The sequence below is a fragment of the Paenibacillus sp. 01T431 genome (assembly GCF_056398625.1).
In genome coordinates this window covers 286,649-305,740 of record NZ_JBFTPT010000009.1, presented here as the reverse complement: position 1 = coordinate 305,740, position 19,092 = coordinate 286,649, and the positions used below count along the sequence as shown (strand labels likewise).

Annotated in this window: 14 protein-coding genes; 4 read left to right on the top strand and 10 right to left on the bottom strand. The window is 43.6% G+C overall.

All coding sequences use genetic code 11. The annotated features are described in order from the left end of the window. Positions 1-109 precede the first annotated feature (109 nt). On the bottom strand, positions 110-769 hold the full coding sequence (locus AC1DM9_RS18630; protein WP_477512129.1) for a helix-turn-helix transcriptional regulator: 660 nt from the start codon (positions 767-769) through the stop codon (positions 110-112). 169 nt (positions 770-938) lie between these two features. Here AC1DM9_RS18630 and AC1DM9_RS18625 point away from each other — a divergent pair, with 169 nt between their 5' ends. After that, positions 939-2,306: an MFS transporter gene (locus AC1DM9_RS18625; protein WP_477581551.1), complete on the top strand. Its 1,368-nt coding sequence runs from the start codon at positions 939-941 to the stop codon at positions 2,304-2,306. A gap of 128 nt (positions 2,307-2,434) precedes the next feature. Here AC1DM9_RS18625 and AC1DM9_RS18620 read toward each other — a convergent pair whose 3' ends face one another. Further along, on the bottom strand, positions 2,435-3,550 hold the full coding sequence (locus AC1DM9_RS18620) for an NADH:flavin oxidoreductase (RefSeq protein WP_477581549.1): 1,116 nt from the start codon (positions 3,548-3,550) through the stop codon (positions 2,435-2,437). 198 nt (positions 3,551-3,748) lie between these two features. Here AC1DM9_RS18620 and AC1DM9_RS18615 point away from each other — a divergent pair, with 198 nt between their 5' ends. After that, the gene (locus AC1DM9_RS18615; RefSeq protein ID WP_477581547.1) at positions 3,749-4,279 is read left to right on the top strand and encodes a hypothetical protein; all 531 of its coding nucleotides are present in this window, start codon (positions 3,749-3,751) and stop codon (positions 4,277-4,279) included. Positions 4,280-4,344: 65 nt separating this feature from the next. On the opposite strand, the gene AC1DM9_RS18610 is transcribed toward AC1DM9_RS18615, so the two are convergent. After that, on the bottom strand, positions 4,345-5,214 hold the full coding sequence (locus AC1DM9_RS18610; RefSeq protein ID WP_441880873.1) for an RNA polymerase sigma-70 factor: 870 nt from the start codon (positions 5,212-5,214) through the stop codon (positions 4,345-4,347). Beyond that, positions 5,211-6,527, bottom strand: a complete 1,317-nt coding sequence (locus tag AC1DM9_RS18605) for a protoporphyrinogen/coproporphyrinogen oxidase (RefSeq protein ID WP_477581545.1) — start codon at positions 6,525-6,527, stop codon at positions 5,211-5,213. The genes AC1DM9_RS18610 and AC1DM9_RS18605 overlap by 4 nt, the downstream gene beginning before the upstream one ends. A 347-nt stretch (positions 6,528-6,874) precedes the next feature. Between AC1DM9_RS18605 and AC1DM9_RS18600 the strand changes: the two genes are divergently transcribed. Together AC1DM9_RS18600 and AC1DM9_RS18595 are read left to right on the top strand one after the other, a co-directional pair. Next, positions 6,875-7,528: a transcriptional regulator gene (locus AC1DM9_RS18600; RefSeq protein WP_477581543.1), complete on the top strand. Its 654-nt coding sequence runs from the start codon at positions 6,875-6,877 to the stop codon at positions 7,526-7,528. Positions 7,529-9,207: 1,679 nt separating this feature from the next. Further along, positions 9,208-10,389: an MFS transporter gene (locus tag AC1DM9_RS18595; RefSeq protein ID WP_477581578.1), complete on the top strand. Its 1,182-nt coding sequence runs from the start codon at positions 9,208-9,210 to the stop codon at positions 10,387-10,389. Positions 10,390-10,481: 92 nt separating this feature from the next. Here the strand turns inward: AC1DM9_RS18595 and AC1DM9_RS18590 are convergent, their stop codons facing one another. The 6 genes from AC1DM9_RS18590 to AC1DM9_RS18565 all read right to left on the bottom strand — a co-directional run bounded on the left by AC1DM9_RS18590 (position 10,482) and on the right by AC1DM9_RS18565 (position 18,938). Then, the gene (locus AC1DM9_RS18590) at positions 10,482-12,134 is read right to left on the bottom strand and encodes an MGH1-like glycoside hydrolase domain-containing protein (protein ID WP_477581541.1); all 1,653 of its coding nucleotides are present in this window, start codon (positions 12,132-12,134) and stop codon (positions 10,482-10,484) included. A 110-nt stretch (positions 12,135-12,244) separates the two neighbouring features. Then, positions 12,245-13,573 (bottom strand): ABC transporter substrate-binding protein, encoded by a 1,329-nt coding sequence (locus tag AC1DM9_RS18585; protein ID WP_076270501.1) that lies wholly within the window; start codon positions 13,571-13,573, stop codon positions 12,245-12,247. A 134-nt stretch (positions 13,574-13,707) separates the two neighbouring features. Continuing rightward, entirely contained in the window at positions 13,708-14,544 is an 837-nt protein-coding gene (locus AC1DM9_RS18580; RefSeq protein ID WP_076270500.1) for a carbohydrate ABC transporter permease, read from the bottom strand. A 7-nt stretch (positions 14,545-14,551) separates the two neighbouring features. Continuing rightward, complete coding sequence (locus AC1DM9_RS18575; protein ID WP_076270536.1) at positions 14,552-15,466, bottom strand: carbohydrate ABC transporter permease; 915 nt, start codon at positions 15,464-15,466, stop codon at positions 14,552-14,554. Between the two features lie 63 nt (positions 15,467-15,529). Continuing rightward, entirely contained in the window at positions 15,530-17,143 is a 1,614-nt protein-coding gene (locus AC1DM9_RS18570) for a response regulator (protein ID WP_477581539.1), read from the bottom strand. Next, on the bottom strand, positions 17,136-18,938 hold the full coding sequence (locus tag AC1DM9_RS18565; protein ID WP_477581576.1) for a sensor histidine kinase: 1,803 nt from the start codon (positions 18,936-18,938) through the stop codon (positions 17,136-17,138). Before AC1DM9_RS18565 ends, AC1DM9_RS18570 begins: the two co-directional genes overlap by 8 nt. Between the last annotated feature and the right edge of the window lie 154 nt (positions 18,939-19,092).

The following is a 19,092-nucleotide window of genomic DNA, read 5'->3' as shown; positions in this document are numbered from 1 at the left end:
ATCATTTTCCTCTGGCGTAATAAGGCTGTCGAGAAACTCTCGGCAGCCTTCAATAGGTCTAATTTATTTAAAATGCTACTAATAATACAGGATTCAAAGTACTTTACAGCTAACTATTTGGTTCCATAACCTTATAAACACAGTTTCTTCCGCCTGACAAAATATGCTCTACGCGTTCAATCTGAACTTCACTGCCTAGCACGGATTGAAAGAGGCTTAACTCATTTTTACATAACCCGGCACAAGCAGCAGCAGCTTCACAGATTGGACAATGCTTCTCTATAAACAACAGGCTTCCATCGCCTAGATCCTTGATCTCAGCCATATAACCTTCTTTTGTGCGAATATCAGCCAGTTTCTCCAGTTTTCCAATTAGATGAGATTCCCCGCCAAGTTGGAAAAGGTATTGCTCCAGCATATTTTTATTTCGTACTGCCAGCAGCTTATCCAGCCCCTCGATTCCGAAAGCCTCTCTCATAGATTGAAGCAGACTAACTGACAACTCCGAATACCCGCTTGGAAAAAAACGATCAGCTTCAGGCGTTAATCTCCACAGCTTGGCCGGTCGTCCCATCGGACGAGCTTCTTCTTCATACGTAACTAATCCTTCTTCTTTCAGCGCATTTAAATGCTGGCGAATAGCCATTCCAGATAGTAGAAACTCTGAGGCTAATGCCATAACATCCATACCACCCTGCTGCTTCAGCAGATTAATGATTCCTCTTCGCGTCTTCGTTGAGGAATCTTTGTTCGTTTGACTTCCGCTCATTATAGGGACCTCCTTTTGAGGCAACTGACTCTATATCACTCTCTACATTTTAAATAAAAATGTTGACAAAGTCAAAGCTGAACTGTAGCCTGAACTTTATAAAGAAATATGTTTACTAAGTATCCAGATATGGCGTATACATAAAAAATTTTGTTGGAGGTTAAAGGCAATGCCGAATCATCAAAGCATTTTTAGTCAGCGTTATTTTGCACTATCGATAGGAATTATTTTGTCAGTAATGGCAGTAGGATTTGAGGGCTTAGCCGTAACCACGATCGCTCCTTCCATCGCCGGTGATTTGAATGGCATTCATCTCTTTGGCTGGATATTCAGCACTTATCTGCTTGCTCAGATTGTTGGCACCCTGGTTGTCGGTCGTATTATTGATAAAAAAGGGCCAGCAGTACCGTTTACGATTGCACTTGTTTTGTTTATTGCGGGTCTGATTGCTGCGGCTGCTGCCAGCGATATGTACGTTATGATTGCGGCGCGAGCGCTGCAAGGCCTTGGTGCTGGTGCGATGATGACTTGCGTATACACCGCTATCTCCTTAAGCTATCCCGATGAATTACGTTCCAAAATACTCGGTGCATTCGGTACAGCCTACGTCCTTCCGTCTATGCTCGGTCCATTTGTTGCTGGTTTGATTGCAGAACAGTGGTCTTGGCGTTTTGTATTCTGGGGCATATTGCCGATTATCGTTTTGTCAGCCATCCTTAGCTTGCCGGCTTTTAGAAAATTGAAGGTACAAGGTACAAGGGAGGGTAATGGTGCCGCCGCTACGTGGATGGCTTTATTTTTAACGATAGGTACAGGTATTTTCCTCGTTGGACTTGGCATGCTGCCCAGAATTACAGGAGCTGTACTAAGCATTGCCGGCTTATCCGTCATGTCATATCCACTGCGCAAGCTGTTGCCTACGGGCACTCTACTATTCCGAAGAGGAATGCCAGCTATTCTAGCAACACGTGGACTTTTCTTCGCCGCATATGTCAGTACACAAAATTTTCTTGTGTTAGCTCTAATCGATATCAAAGGCATTAATCCCGCTCATGCCGGATTAATTGTTGCCAGCGCGGCGCTTAGCTGGTGTCTCTTTGCTTATTTGCAAGGGCGCTGGGATACAGCAGACAAAGGCCGTGGGCGTAATAGAAGAATTATTTTAGGCGTGCTGCTGCTCACAATAGGTTTTGCTTTAGTCGGTTGGATTCCAAACGTAACGGTTGCCTTGGCCGTAATGGGGCAAATCATTGCAGGAATTGGAATGGGATTATCCCATCCAACGAGCGGTGCGGTTGCATTTGCCCATACTAGTGAAGACGGAGCTGGCGAGACTTCCGCTAATTTGCAATTTGCAGATTCTTTCACACCGGGTGTGGTGATCGGTATAGGCGGTGCTATCCTTGTCGTTAGTCAAGCTGCCGGAATGACAATGCAATCGGGATTGATTGTAACGATGGGTTTTAATCTTTTGTTAATACTAATGAGTTTATTTGCAAGTATTCGTATTTCTTCTAAGAAACCAATGGCAGGCTAAAACACGATGGGGTGATCTGGAGGAGAAGAGATTATCTCAAGCGAATGAATGAGTGAGTTACTCTGTCAGTTAGTTCATAAAGAAGAAGAGGAGCCTAATTGCAGGCTCCTCTTCTATCGTGTACGACATTAATATAAAGTTTTTGTAGCGCCTGCGTCATAGCTCAGCAGCTCATCTGTTCGATTGTCGCGTATTTTGGCTGCCCATTCTGGATCAGCAAGCAGTGCACGGCCTATGGCTACCAGATCAAACTCTTCCTTTTCTAGTCTTTCAATTAAGCTGTTCAAAATGGCCGGCTTCGCAGCGTCCCCGCTGCTGCTTCTAAATTCATTATCCAGCCCAACTGAGCCTACAGTTATCGTTGGTTTTCCTGTCAGCTTCTTCGTCCATCCTGCCAGATTTAGATGAGAATCCTCAAACTCCGGCTCCCAATATCGCCGTGTTGAACAATGGAACACATCCACTCCCGCATCAGCAAGCGGCGTCAAAAATTGCAAAAGCTGCTGAGGCGTTTCCGCCAATTTGGCATCATAATGACCCGCTTTCCATTGTGAGAATCGGAATACGATTGGGAAATCTCTTCCGACTGCACGACGGCATGCTTCAACAATCTCAACGGCAAAACGTGTCCTCGCTGCAAGGTCGCCGCCATAGCGATCAGTCCGTTTATTTGTTTGGCCCCAGAAGAACTGATCGATCAAATAACCATGCGCACCATGAAGCTCAATACCATCAAAGCCGATTCGTGCTGCATCTGCCGCTGACTGTGCGTAAGCTGCGATAACATCCCCAATCTCTTTCTCCGTTAGTGGCTCTGTTATTTTCTCACCTGATAGATTAAGTCCCGAAGGACCAATTGGCAATGCTTCCTTATTGGGGAGGTCGCCAATTTTTCGCGTTAACCCAACATGCCATAGTTGCGGAATAATTTTACCGCCGGCTTCATGCACTTCTTTTACCACATTGGACCAGCCGCTCAGCGCAGCCTCCCCATGAAAGTGAGGCCAATTCGGACTTGCAGCAGCAGCCTTATGATCGATTACGGTTCCTTCAGTAACGATAAGACCAACGCCATTCTCCGCCCGCCGACGATAATAAGCCGCAACATCAGCCCCTGGAACTCCATTTGGGGAGTATCCTCTTGTCATTGGCGCCATCACAATACGATTGGCAACCTGCAAATTTTTGGAGACAAAGGGCTTGAATAAAGCTTCAACCGATGTTTCATTTGTGGTATTAGACATGTACATTCCTCCTATATATTTGATTTGAGTTTAATTAGGTTTGTGTACTATAGATACTATCATGAATTACCGTGTATTCCCAGCACTTTACTTATTTTCAATGCTGTAAAACCGAATACCTTTTAATCTAAAAAAATGCTCTGATGGTATAATGGAAAAGGAATCCAAATAAAACAGTTATCCAATAGGAGGGTTTGTATGGATTATCTTCGAGATTACACCATGTATGCAGCAATATTTGGCATGTTTAGTTTCAGTTGGTTTGGCTGGGCACAAGAAAATCCTAGAGCGAGTTGGCGCAAATACATTGGCATAGCTTCTGGCATTGCACTTCTAGTATGCTTGGCAGGCGTCTACCTAAGTATAACGAACTGGGACGCACCCTCCGCTTTGTCTAATCAATCATCTTTCCGTAACTATTTGATTTTGGTATACACTGAGATCATTTTGGCAGGTGCGGGTGCTTTTGTATTCATAAAAACAAAACGCAGCAAATACGTATCCCCTTGGATTGCCTTTATTGTTGGTATTCATTTTATTAGTTTGAAACATGTTTTCAATGATCCCATCTTATATGTACTTGCTGCGTTGTTGGTTGCCGTTGCCATTAGTACGTTAATCATATCTCCAAAGCTTAAGGTAGCCCATAGCGCAATTGCAGGTATTGGTGCTGGTACCGTTTTATTCTGCTTCGCCCTCTTAGGCTTGATTCGATATTTCTTGGTCTAATACAAGCCAAAACAACCATAACTGCATCTCTGCTGTTATGGTTGTTTTATTTATTTATTTATTTTCTATCTATTAAAATGGCGCAGCTTCTCTGGATTCATGACAATATAAATGTCCGAAATGACGTTGTCTTTTATATGGAAGGTAATAACCGAAAAAGTAAGCTCGCCAGACTTAATCACAATGCCGCTATTTCCATTTAGTTCAACAACATCACAAGTGAAATCTGATGGAACTTCCGGCCTAATCGCCGTAAAATAACGGATAATAAGATTTTGCCCAACAATTGGACGCAGAGCCGCATTTGTTTTGCCGCCTCCATCCGTATACAATACTGTTTCCGTGGAAAGAATCGCCAGCATGCGATTGATATTGCCAGAAATGATCGCGTTTACGAATTCCTCCATCATAGGACTAGCAATCTCCTGCGGAGTCAATTCACTGCTGGAAGAAGAGCCTATGCTTTTTTTTGCCCTATAAAAAATTTGCCTACAGTTTCCGCTGCTCTTATCGAGAATAGCGGCAATATCTTGAAATGGGTAATGAAACAACTCCCTTAATAGAAAAACAACACGTTCTACGGCGGTCAGCTGCTGCAATAACAGCAAGTATGCGGTAGACAACATTTCCTTCGAAATGTATAGTTGGAGCGGATCGTTTGAGTTAACACCACTCGTAACGAGAGGCTCTGGCAGCCACGGTCCCACATACAATTCCCGCTGCCTGCTTGTCGATTTCAACTTATTCAGGCATTTATTCGTAACTACTTTGCACATATAAGCTTTAATAAACTGGATATGATCAGACTGATCTTCATGCAAAGAGATAAACGCGTCCTGAACAATATCTTCCGCATCCGCGACACTGCCCATCATTTGATAAGCGAGCGAAAATAATAACGGCTTCAATTCAACATATAGCTGTTCCGTATTCACATGTCACTCCCATTCATACCTTTATGTTGTTTAATTACAGCTTGTGCGGCTCTTCTAGCCCCAGCAAGCACAGCATCAACCAAAGTTTCTCCAACATGACCGGTCCAATCTCCTGCAACATAAAGACCTGGGATTTCCGGAACATCCGGCCCTGGATAAATGCCATTCTTATCAATAGAAGCAAAATCATGAGCGACCGTTATATTCGGTAAAAACTGACGGGCAGCTTCCACTTCGCGCCATCCCGGCTGCATAAGATCTAGCGCATGCTCCAAATGCTGTTCATCCTCTTTAGGATAGCTCGGATTTTCTCCAAGCTGCTTAATCATATGAATGACGACAGAATCCCCATCGTCGTTATGGCTGGCAACGGATGTTGGGTTGTTATAAAAAATAGGAGCGTCCAACCAGAAGCCAGCGATGAAGGACGTACTTGGATTCGGTAGACGATGCAATACAAGATCCAAACAAGCCGCTTTTATCGTATGCGCTTGCTCCTTCCAATTAGAAAGCAGGTTCTGATTAGCGTCCTTTACAAGCTTGCATGCATCTCCTAGACCAGCGGCCACGATGACAGACGAAATCACCAATGACTCTCCATCCGCAAAACTGACTCGCAAACCCTCTTTGTCTGGTACAATTCCAACTACTGAACGACCAGTCACAATCGTAACCGAGGCTTGCTCTGCTTTTTGCTTCAGCGCATCTACAAGATTTGCCCACCCCTTTTCAATATAGAATGCCTTTCCGCCAAACGTTCGCTGCAATTGCTTGACAGCGATTGAGGCTATTAGCAGCTCTGGGTGCGGCACAAAGGTGTTCGTCCGACAAATCGAATAAATAACATGCCTAATCATCGGATCTTGAACTTCCTTTTCAGCCCATTCTCGGAATGTTACCCTTTCGAGTTTCGTTGTATCGATTTTAGCTAATTTCATCATAAACCGTGCTAGCTCTATTTTCCCAGTAAACGAGAACAATTTAGATGTGAGCAATTGAATGGGTCCAGTCGGCAAAGGAAACACTTGATTGTTCCAAATTGCGGCCACTGATGGCGGTGGATTGGCTCCTTTTAGCTTAACATCAAGCTCTTTTAGCACTTCCTCGCCTACCCCATCCTGATAGAAAGCATGAACACCCAGGTTGAGATAAGCTCCTTTCTTTTTCACCGTTAATGCCCTTCCGCCCAATCGATTGGACTTTTCGACTAGCAGCACGCGTAATCCTGCTTTAGCCAAATAAATAGAAGCTGTCAGACCAGATAAACCGCCGCCAATAATGACAGTGTCATAGGCTGTTTTTAACTCATTCATAATGATCACCTCATGTTTTTGCTTATATGACAAATAACAAAGGTGTTTTGTTACAGAAAAGTATTCATTTTCTGCCCTGATCAGTGCTTAAAATGAGAATACCACGATCCTCCCACTTTTCTTTGGTTAATTTAACTTCGGTTTGTTGAGTGAGAAGTAAATTGTAGGTTGAACTCACTCAGGCAAAAAAAGATTATTGAAATCATTTTCATTATCGTTATACTATCAATATAACGTCGGTCGTGAAGCACACGCCGCTTTGGCACATTCTGCACCTTTATGGGTGAACATGTGTTGAAGCGGCTTTTTCGTTTTTACCACCAATGATTGAGAGGATGAAAATTGCGATGTCAAGATTTGATCAAGCTTATGAGGAATGGATGCATTTAGCCATTGCGCAAGAACAAAATCATAGAAGACGGGAATTACTCGAGAAAGGACTTGGCCATGGCACTCTTGAATTTTTACGTTCCGTTTGGTTTCCTGCTGTAAAAAATTTCAACCATCTTTATCCTGAATGGGAAGTTCGTGATTTCAACAATGGATTTCGATATCTGGATCTAGCTTATATGCCCAGCGGTGATGTTAAGGGAGGGATTGAAATACAAGGTTATGGACCTCACGCAAGAGACTTGGATGTTAGACGGTTTAAGGACTTATGTTGGCGGCATTGTTTATTAGCGCTTGATGATTGGGTTTTTTTACCGATTGCCTATTTGTCCATTATCGATGAACCGAAGCGCTGCGAGCAGCTCGTTCTTTCTTTTATTGGGAAGTTTATCGCTATGGATGCCCCTTGTGATTTGACTTGGCTAGAGGCAGAAACATTCCGGTATGCAAGGCGACTATTTCGTCCATTTTCACCATCGGAACTCGGATCCCATCTAGCAATAACCGACCAGCATGCACGGCGAATTCTTCACAAGCTAGTCGATCTCCAGCTATTAACTGTAGTCAGCGGCAATCAACGTTATCGAACATACGGATTACGAACCCAGTAACTCTTATCCTCGGCTATTGACTATGGTCAGCAGTAATCAACGATATCAGACACATGGCTAACGAACACAGTAACTCTTATCCTCGGTTATTGACTGTGGTCAGCGGCAATCAACGATATCAAACAAATGGCTAACGAACTCAGTAACTCTTATCCTCTGATATTGACTATGGTCARCAGTAATCAACGATATCAGACAAATAGCTAACGAACCCAGTAACTCTTATTTGCCCAAAATGTAACGACTAATTATTCTTACGAACTCCACTATCGTTATTACGAGTAAAACTGCTCATATTCCACTAAATATACCGCAATAACACCAATAGGGTTCGTTAAAATAATAAAAACGTAGTTTTCTTCAAAATAAGCGCACTACGGTTCGTTAGAAAAGTCTCACTGATACAATTCGTTTACTCTTCTCATAAAAGGGGTGAAGCTAGGTCCTCGCCCCTTTTCTAAAAAGGTTACATCGTTTACTCGGTATGTAATTACAGAGGGAATGGTAATCAACCTATGAATTACAGCTCAGTATGCGATGTGAATCCTCCATAATCTAGTCAATTTCAGTTACATACTGTACTCTGCCATAATCAACGTTAGTAGATAAACTACTTAAGAACTCAGTAACTCGTATCTTTAACTTCTCACTGTACTCAGCAGCAATCAACATCATTAGATAGGCTACTTAAGAACTCAGTAACTCATATCTCCAACTTCTTACTGTACTCATACTCAGCAGCAATCAACGTCATCAGATAGCTACTTAAGAACTCAGTAACTCGTATCTTTAACTTCTCACTGTACTCAAACTCAGCAGCAATCAACGTCATTAGATAATTACTTAATAACTCTGTAACTCGTATACCCAACTTCTTACTGTACTCATACTCAGCAGCAATCAACATCATAAGATAAGCTACTTAAGAACTCTGTAACTCGTATCTCCAACTTCTTACTGTACTCAAACGCAATAAACGTCATTAATTAAGCTACTTAAGAACTCAGTAACTCGTATCTCCAACTTCTTACTGTAATCAGCAGCAATGAACATCGTTAGATAGGCTACTTAAGAACTCAATAACTCGTATCTTTAACTTCTTACTGTACTCAGCCGAAATCAACTTTAGGGGACATCCAGCTAACGAATCCAGTAACGCTTATTTGCTTATAATGTAGCAACTTATTGTTCTTACGAACCTCACAATCGTTATTTCGAGTAAAACAGCTCATTTTGCGCTGAATATGGGTCGATAACACCAATGGTGTTCGTTAAAATAAAAAAACCTTAGTTTTCTCCAATATAAGCACACTACGGTTCGTTAGACAAAATAAACACGGATACAATTCGTCTACTCTATAATCTCTCCTATGTGTAAATCGTAGCAGACTGTGTTTGGTCACATTAATAGTGACCGACCGACGAAAAACGACTTGTATGTTGACACTATTCTTATTCTACCAGTCAAAAATGTTACTTAAAATGAGTCTGCATTCGTTCGACTAATCCCAAAAACGCTGCAGAGTTTTCATTTGCCTTCGTTCTCCATAAGAACGCAGCCAAGCTAATTCGTTCAGAGTCTGTATATAGCCACTGTTTTCTTCTAGACAACACGAGAAAAGTGAGCTACACTTTGTTAGAATTTGGCAAGATCATGAGGAGAATGGAGCAGGTTGAAGATGCGTATTGCCGCAGATATGAAACGTTTTTTGCAGGTGGATGGTGCAGGTAGGATGCTTTTCACCTTATTTTGTTATGGCATCGGCATGGGCATTCTAGCACCGATGAATGCAATTTATTTAAGTGAGAGCATCGGGCTTTCAAAGAATGAAGTCGTATCGATCTTCGTTGTGTCGCTGCTGCTCAATATGGGAACTACGATTACAGTTGGACTGTTAAGTGATAAGCTGCGCAGCAGAAAGAGACTGGTCATTGCCGCTGCTTTGTTATGTCTCGTCGGTTTGTTCATTTATATGAACGCAGAAGGTTATGTCCAGGCGCTGATCGGCATGTGTGTTGTGAGCGCTCCGTCCGGACTCATTATGGGACAATTGTTCGCTATATCTCGGAATCATTTTGCTAGACTTGCCGGGGATATTGTGGAGATGGCACAAATTTGGCTGCGCGCAGGGTACAGTGTTGGATTTTTTTGCGGTTTGCTGGCAGGTGCGAATTTGTATTTGATTGCTACGTTTCAAGGTGTCTTATGGGGCAATTTTGCAGGTTACGCAATGCTCGTTATCCTGCTGTTGTTCTACCGGGAACACTCTGAAGAAAAAAAACAAGCTAATATAGGGGCGAGCGAGCCTTTTTCCCTCATTATGCTAATTGCTCTGCTGCTGCTTGCATGCGCAGATGCCATTCGCGGATTGTACTTGCCGCTTGTCGTTAAAACGTTGTTCGGCAAGCCGGAATATATGTCTTATATTTGGAGCTCCCAAGCCGTATTCGAGCTGTTGTTCATGACCATCGCAGGTTATTGGGCGGCGAAATACGGCAGCAAAATAATTATTTTAATCGGCGGCTTTGGGGCGCTTATTACTTATACGATTTATGCCTTGCACTCGCCATTGATCGTTTTTTTCCTCATTCAGCCGATTTATTCTTTTTTTGTATCCATCTTGTACGGAGTAGCGATGGGGTATGTGCAGCGCATGTTCGCAGGCCGGACCGGATTCGGCGCAAGCTTGTACGTTTCCATTTCACTAACGGCATCATTAATCGGATATTTGCTACCATTATTCATCGAAGGGTACGATCCATCCATATTCGTCATTCCAATTGCGCTAGTATCTATTTCAATAACGATTATGTCTATTGTGCTGATAAGGGAACGTCGTCTGTCACAGCTGCCTCAATAACAAAACAAGCCTTGAGCCCATTCGGGTTCAAGGCTTGTTCTTTGTTGCACAATGGAGAGTCTACATAAATCATTCCCTTTTCAACCCTGCAATTAACGGTAAGTTGGATTTACGACGCCAATTGCACGCTCCACGCTAAACTTGCCGTTCTCATAGGTCAAATACTCATTGCCTTTCACATGAAAAGGAATCTCTTGATTATTATAAATAATTGCACCTTGAATCTCACGTACACTCATTCCAATGATCCCCTTCAATTGACCCTCACGATCGGTAATAACGCGAATGCCGCTTGGAAAACGGATGAAGCTTTCCCCATTTCGATACAGCTCCGACCCCGCCTGCATATTTAACAGTTCATAGGTAACACCATCCACGATTCGGCTGTAGCCTGTCTCACCGGTAATCTCTTCTCCATGATCCATATTGTAGGGTACAAGTCCCGTAAACCATAGCTCGCCATCTGGTGTAGGCAAAATACCGCATAAACGCTCAACATAATCTAACAGGCACAATATCGACGGAGAATACGCCTCAGTAAATCCCTCATCTCCAGTCCACGGGCTAACCGCTTGCGCAAAGCGAGTTGCTTTGGTAAATGAAGCTAAGATCGGGTACATCACCCAAGTGAGTTCAACGTGCCGTCCATGATGCTCGAAAGCATGAGGTGCACGAATCAAGCTAAGGAAGTTCGATGCGCCTCCCCAGCTGTTGTAGCTAGAGAACGGATCAAAGCGCGGATCGTCCATAGCCATCGAAGTAAATGGATATTTGGCAAAAAATTTGCTTGTATTCAATAAATAACGTCTGAGCATCGTATCAAAAAAAGTCTGATCCCCTACTTCGCATGCCATTACGCGCAGCAGCACATCCGATTGTACTCGCACAAGCTCCTCGTTTCGATCTCGATCATAGAAGAAATGATCCTCTTCATCAAAGCAATAACGAAACAAGCTCTCTAAGCTCTCTTCGGCTTTCGCTAGCCAGTGCTGCTTGCTAGGAAGCCCAAGCTCCTCTGCAATACGAGCCAAGTAAAGACGTTGACAATATACATTTGCGGTTAAATCCGGCGCCAAAAAAGGTAATATCGGAGAATCAGGATTCATTTGCGCTGCATCATTAAGATGAGGGGTGTCAGGGACATGCCAGAATCGCGGTGAAAGATCATGCCCTGTATCAAAAGTACTGAATGCCTCTACACAACCTGTTCCACGGGTATTTCGATACTGAACCAGCCACTCATCGTAGCTTGCCATCGCAGTATACATGGTTTGCAAAAACGGCTTCCCCGCTTGATTCAGCTTATAATGGTTCCATATACTGCGTGCAAGCGGCGTCACCAGCTGAATCTGCCGAAATGCAGGACCATGCTCCGTTACCTTATAGGGCAACAAACCATCCTCTCGCTGGTGCACGGCAAACGAGCGGAAAGTTGCATCCGATACGGATGGTATAAAGCGTGAAAGCAGCTCAGCATTAATCGTTCCTGTACTTTCCAGCCAACAGCCGAGATAGATTCCGCCTTCTTGCAAAATCGGCTCTTCGCCGCCCGTAGGAACAATACAATCGAGCAGCTTGCGCACTGCTGCGTAATAGACCTGCTCAAGCTTGCCTGAACGTGTTGTAAAACGAATGCCGGATTGCTTCCATTCCTCAAGGCTATTTTTATGAGATGGTTTCGTCAACTCGCCAATCTTCTCATTTATAGACAGCTCTCGAAGCTGCTTCAGCAATGATTCGCTCATCCTAATCGCCTCGCTTTTCCGATATAATTGTTTTCTCCACTAAATTTAAAAACAGACTGCCGCGAGGCAGCCTGTCTATTCATGCATTGCTAATCCCAACTCATAGGAAACTATTGATTGTTTTTGAATATTTTCAGAGTGCCATTATAGAAGTCCTTAACAGCCACTTCTACGCTCTTGCGTCCGAAACCAATTTCATACATCGTTGATTCGGCAAGCTTGGAATATTCAGAGAAACCCGGAGGATTGTAGCTGACCGCAAACGGCTCCTTGTTTGTCGCTTCTGAAACACGGCTTGTGTAGTCATAAACAATTTTCTCTACGCTGTTCGCGCTAGTTTCAAGGAGCTTGCGGTTAGCCGCAACCACTGGTACACCGCGATCATTGCCTAACAATTTAGCAACATCGGGATCATTAATGAAGAAACTCAACAACGTCGCTACCTCGTTTGGATGTTTGGTCTTGGCATAACCCGACAAACCTTGGCTTGATTCGAACACTACGCCTGTACCCTTCTCGCCGCGCGGCAGTTGCACCATAATCAGCTCATCTTGCGTAAGTCCTTGCAATGCTGCCAATTGATTGGACGGAATTAAGCTCATCGCTACTTTTCCTGTGACAACTAATGACTTACTTGTATCGCCGGGAGGATTGGATACTTGCAGCTCGGAAGGGACAACACCGCCGGCTTTCATCGTTTCATCCCAATATTGGAACCATTTTAATACGTCAGCCTCTTCGAAGCCCAGCGTCCCTTTATCCATATCATAAAGCTGTTTGCCTTGCTGCTTCAGGCCGATATCCATTCCATCAATGGACATGTTATAAGTACCATAGACACCGCTGCCCAGTTTGTCCGAGATTTCTTTGCTGATTCGTGCAAAGTCTTCCCAATTCCAACCATCCTCAGGTACGGGAAGGCCCGCTTTCTCGAACATCGTCTTATTCACAACGACTCCGCGTGCATTAGCACCAGCAGAAATATGAAGAAGCTTGCCGCCGATCGTGCCGTATTGAATCATCGATTGATCCATATCGCTTAAATTAAGCTCTTTATCCACGTATGGAGAAAGATCAAGAAGCACTTCCTTATTCGCATAATCGACCACATTTCCTCCTAAGAAAAAAATGTCTGGCGCTGTGCCGGAAGCAAGCTGCGTATTAAGCTTATCGAAATAACCAGTGGATGGGGCAAACTCGCCAACAACCTTAATGGATGGGTTTTTCTCTTGGAAAATTTTCAACGCCTCGTTTGTAATATCCGCCCTCTTTTGATCTCCCCACCACATAATGCGCAGTTCTACTTGTTTTGCTTCACTTGACTCATTTCCGTTTTTCTCTTTTTCATTGCTTGATCCTCCACTGCCCGTACCACCTGAGCATGCCGCAGTGAACACCATTAACATTCCTAAAGCCAAAATAAGCAACCGCTGTTTCATTTTGATTTCCCCCAATACCCTATTATGAATTCACTTTCACTTATGATGCTACCCTGATTTCCGTTTATACGGAATTTCATTCCTTCGGGTATTCATTATCAATTTTTTCGGTTATTGAGCAAGAAAACACAATATCATTTCAAACCGGTAGTTGCGATGCCATCCAAGAAATAGCGTTGAAAAATAAGGAATATCAGCGTTATTGGCACAAGCGACAATGCCGACATGGCAAGCAGCGCGCCCCAATCCGATTGACCAGTAGGATCAAATAAAGAGCGTATTCCCAGCTGCACTGTAAACAGCTTAATATCACTCAAGTAGATCATCTGGCTGAAAAAATCGTCCCAAGACCAAATAAAAGTGAAAATAGCGGCGGATATCAAAGCGGGTACTAAGAGCGGAATGATAATGCGGAAATAAATTTGCCGCGGACTGCAGCCGTCAATCGTCGCACTTTCATCCAGCTCTCTCGGAATTCCGCGGATAAACTGCACCATCATAAGAATAAAAAAGGAATCATGCGCCAGCCATTTTGGCAGCACGAGCGGAAAATACGTATTGATCCATTGCAGCTCATTATAGATGACGTATTGCGGAACAAGCGTCACATGATAGGGAAGCATAATCGTCACCAGCATTAACGAAAACCAAAGCTTCTGAAACTTGAAATTCAACCGCGCGAACGCAAAGGCTGCTAAGGAGCAGGTAATCACATTGCCAAGCACGCTTAGAATCGATATCAGCCATGAGTTTGCAAAAAACTTACTAAATGCTATTCCCTGAAAGCCGCGCCAGCCGTTAATATAATTATCCAAAGTGAATGAGCTTGACCATAATCCCGGCTGTGTAAAGATCAGCTCATTAGGCTTAAAGGAGCTGCTTATTAACCATAGTACAGGGTAAAGCATGGCAATGCCAAAGATGATAATGATCGTATGTTTAGTTAATCCGTTTAACTTCCTCACTTGCATAGCTGCCTTACCTCCCTTCCTTGCTGTCACCGTAAAATACCCAATATTTCGATGTTGCAAAAATAATGGCTGTAAACGCCCCGATGATCAGCAGCATAATCCAGGCTAACGCGGATGCATAACCCATATCGAAGAACGAGAAGCCTTTCATATACAAGTACAGGGTGTAGAACATGGTCGCATCAAGCGGGCCTCCACGGCCGTCGCCAATGACAAATGCAGGTGTAAACGCTTGAAATGAATTAATAATGCTCATCACGAGATTAAAGAAAATAACGGGAGAAATCATGGGAAGCGTAATGCGAAAAAATTGACGAGCTTTGCCTGCTCCATCCACTTGAGCTGCTTCATACAGATCAAGCGGCACTTGTTTAAGACCTGCAAGGAAGATTACCATCGCTGAACCAAATTGCCATACGGACAATGAAATAATGGTATAAACAATGTAGCTCGGATGGGAAATCCATGAAGGTCCTTGAATGCCGAACCAGCCAAGAAATTGATTCACAAGGCCGCTGCCATCAAAAATCTGTCTCCACACAATCGCAATAGCGACACTGCCCCCGAGCAACGAAGGGATATAGTATACGGTGCGGTAAATGCCTAACGCTCGAATACCTTTGTTTAGAACCATAGCGACCATCAGCGCGAAAGCAAGACGCAGCGGAACGGAAATGAACACGTATTTGATTGTAAGCCACAAGGAATTCGAGAAGGTTTCGTCATCTTTAAAAATGTTAATATAATTTGAAAAACCAATCCATTTTGGCGACGTTAATAAATCATACTTCGTGAGCGACAAATAAAACGATCCAAGCATTGGACCGAGCGTCAGGCAGAAAAACCCGATCAGCCATGGCAGCAAAAAGGTATATGCGGTTAAGTTATGCTGATTGCTTAGCGGCTTGAGGCTTTTTCTCATCATGAATACCCCTCTCTTATTGATGTAGTTCCATCATAAGGGAGGGGCTATGAACATAGAATGCTAATTCTTTGGGTGTTCACTATCATTTTTTTCAGATTTTAATTCCGATTGCTGCTGACGATAATCCGAAGGTGTCATTCCGTACATCCTTTTAAATTTGGAGCTGAAGTAGCTTGCATTGGAGAATCCAGTAAGCTCTGCAATATCCCAAAGGTTCAGCGTTGTTGTTTTTAGCATCCGAACAGCCTCAGCAATTCGTACCTCATTCAAATAGTGAATAAAGGTTTTACCTACTTTAGCTTTGAACATTTCTGAGAAATAAGATGAATTATAATTGTACTTCTCTGCAATCATCGTCAAATTCAATTCATACATATAGTTCTCGTCAATAAACTGCTTAGCCGCCAAAATCAAGGATGGATCACTTTCCTGAGAGTCGCTTTGCCGCTTGCGCTCGATTTTAGCTGCAATACGCATCAGAAACCGCTCCGCTTTCTCTACAGTATCGAGACTAAGTGTCATTTCCGGCCTTAGCCAAAGCTGTTCGCCGCTCTCCAAACCGATTTGCGATTCATGCGCAATGGTCTCAAGCATCAAGTAAAGCTGGAAAATCAATTTGACAAAACGAAGCTGTGATTTCATTCCGCGCTGTAATTCTTGTCTAATCGCTGCTTCAAACGATGAAAGCTCTCCTCGAATTAAATAGCGCTCAATAACCTTAATGGTATGCTCAGGTATAGCCGTATGCCCCTCAGAAGCATGAGCTAGTCCAGCAGCTTTGCCGTATGGCATGTTCCATGCCAGCAAAGAGCTAATATAACCTTCTTTCCACTGCTTAAATCCGCTTACCTTTTGACCAGTACCTATTTTAATTTCAAACGCCATGTACTTATTTACGCTTTGAGTCAGAAACTCAGAAAATTCCCGCTCCAATTCATGATCCGCAGCGATTACAAAATGCATGAGGCCAGGATAATTGGTATCACGAAAAACCTCCATCTTCCCTTGGAACTTGTCTGCGCATTCTCTTGATATGATATCGAACGGCAATCGAAACTTGTCCGGCGTACGGTCAACCGAAGCGCTTGATTCCCCTCGCTCCCATAGCCCTGCTGTAATAAACCTAACCTCACGTTTATCCCATAAATCCAGCTCAAACAATCGGGAACGATCTTTTATAGTACTCTCCTGCAAAATCTCTTCCTTTACGAGATGAACGATAAAATGCTCTTTCATTTCCTTATAATATTGGGAGAGCCGCCACTGCGTCATAGCCGCCTGATCATGGCTTTGCCTTTCCTTGTCCAGCTCCTTCTTTACGTTTGAAAGCGTGTCGGTCAATTCTTTTCTAGCAACAGGTTTTAACAAATACTCGCGAGCCTGATTGCGAATGGCTGCTTTCGCATAATGAAAATCCTCATAACCTGTAATGACGATCAGACGCAGGGATGGGTACTGCTCGTGACAGGAATCTAAAAATAACATACCGTCCATCACAGGCATGTTCATATCTGTAATAACAATATCAATAGCCTCTGCTGAAAGCCTCTCGAGCGCTTCGACGCCATTAGAGGCTTCACCCGCAATGATAAGTCCAATACTGTCCCAGTCCACCTTAAGCTTTAGACCCTGACGGATCTCGGGTTCATCATCCACGATTAATACTTTATACATGCTGGTGTTCCTCCTGTGCTGGTAGTATGAGCTCAATCGTTGTACCCTCGCCAAGCGTAGAATCGATGCGGACCTCAAATAGTGATTCGTAGTAAAGACGGCAGCGTGCAAGAACATTTCCTAGTCCAATTTGACTGCTCCGGCTGGTAAGAATTTGCTCCAGCTGAACGGATTCCGATCGCTCCAGCAGCTTCTTCTGCTGCTCGCTTGTCATCCCCGGTCCGTTATCTGACACGATTAGATGTACCCTTCCCGCAGCATGGCTTACACGAATGCGGACGATTGCCTCGGATTGATGCATAAAGCTGTATTTAACCGCGTTCTCTATCAACGGCTGGAAAATAAATTTTACCGTCGACAACCTTACTAGGTCGCCTTCCTCCTCAATCGTTATGTTCAGTTGATCACCGAAGCGGATTTTTAAGATCGATAAATAATAGTGAACATAAACTAGCTCTTCTTCCAACGGAACGAGATCATCGCTAATTTTAAGAGAGAAACGCATCATTTTCCCTAGTGATTCTATAACTTCGACCGTATCATCCGTCCGTCGCTGTATGGCCAAGCTGCTCATGAGCTCCAGTGTATTAAACAGAAAATGCGGATTAATTTGCATGAGCAGTGCTTTGTATTCCGCTTGCTGCCTTAGCAGCTTGAGCTCGAACTCGGTTTTAATATGCTGTCGCAGTCTCGTAACCATGTTGCGGAACGTTTCAGTTGCGAAGCCCACTTCATTGCGCACCCTCTTCTCAGGCGCCAAACGGCTCTCGGCAAGCACAAAATCGCCTCTTTGTACATGCCGCATTGCGAGCACCAGCCGTGAAAGCGGCTTCGTAATTCCATGCGAGAACCAAGTCGCCAGTATCAAAGACACAATTAATAATACAGCCGCAACGATTAGAATCGTGCTTCGCAGGCGAAAGAGCTGTGAATACAAATCTTTCTCTGATACGAACCCAACAAGCATCCAGTTCGTTTTCGGCAGTTTTTTGTATACTAAAATTTCTTTTTCTCCGCTTAAATTATTTAAATAAACGACGCCCTGCTTCCTCCAGCCTGTCCGTAAATCATCAACCTGCCGTACCATCTCCGAATGGGCTCCGTATTCGTTCTGGGACAGCATTGGTTTGCCATGCTGATCTAATAAATAGATCGTTCCGCTCTCCCCAAGATGGATTCTGCCTAGCGGCTCCAAAAAATAGTCAGCGCTTACATTAATCTTCATCACACTTTTTGTCAGTGAAGGCTCAAATGAACTGATCGGCATCAGCATACTGATTACCGGATGTTTGTTGTTATTGCGCAGCTCTGCGACATCCGTATGAGCCGGAATCCAGTATTGATCCTCGTTTTTAAAATCGAGATACCACTTTTCCTTCAGAAAGGAATCGTTAGACACAACTAAATTGCCACTGCTGACCCACATGCCTTCCTGACGATAGACGGCGACACCAGAAACACTGGAATAACTGTTCGTTGTCTGCGTCAAAAACTGGCTCATTCGGTAATGGGCAAGATTTTTTTCTCCCTCCGTGGATGCGGAATCAGACGCTACTGCATCCCAATTATTCGTAATATCGCTATTAAAAACGATAGAGGCTAAATCATAGATTTGTGTTTGAACCATATCAATGTAAGACCCGTATTCATCCATTTTCTCCAGTGCTGAAGATTCAATGTAAGAGCGAATAATGGAACGGGACTCATTAAATAAAAGAATGGACAGGGTGACGAAGGATAAAACGAATAGTAAACAAAAGATTGCAATCAAACGACTTTTTAACGAATAAAACATAGCCAGTCCCCTCTCATGCCAGCCTTTCTTCCAACGATGTTTAGACCTGCTCATAAATCTAGGAATACATTCGCTGCAATCCCTCTTCTTTAAACCTATTATAGTCGTCAATCTCATACATGCAATAAAATATAACAGGTAAACAGAATAGACA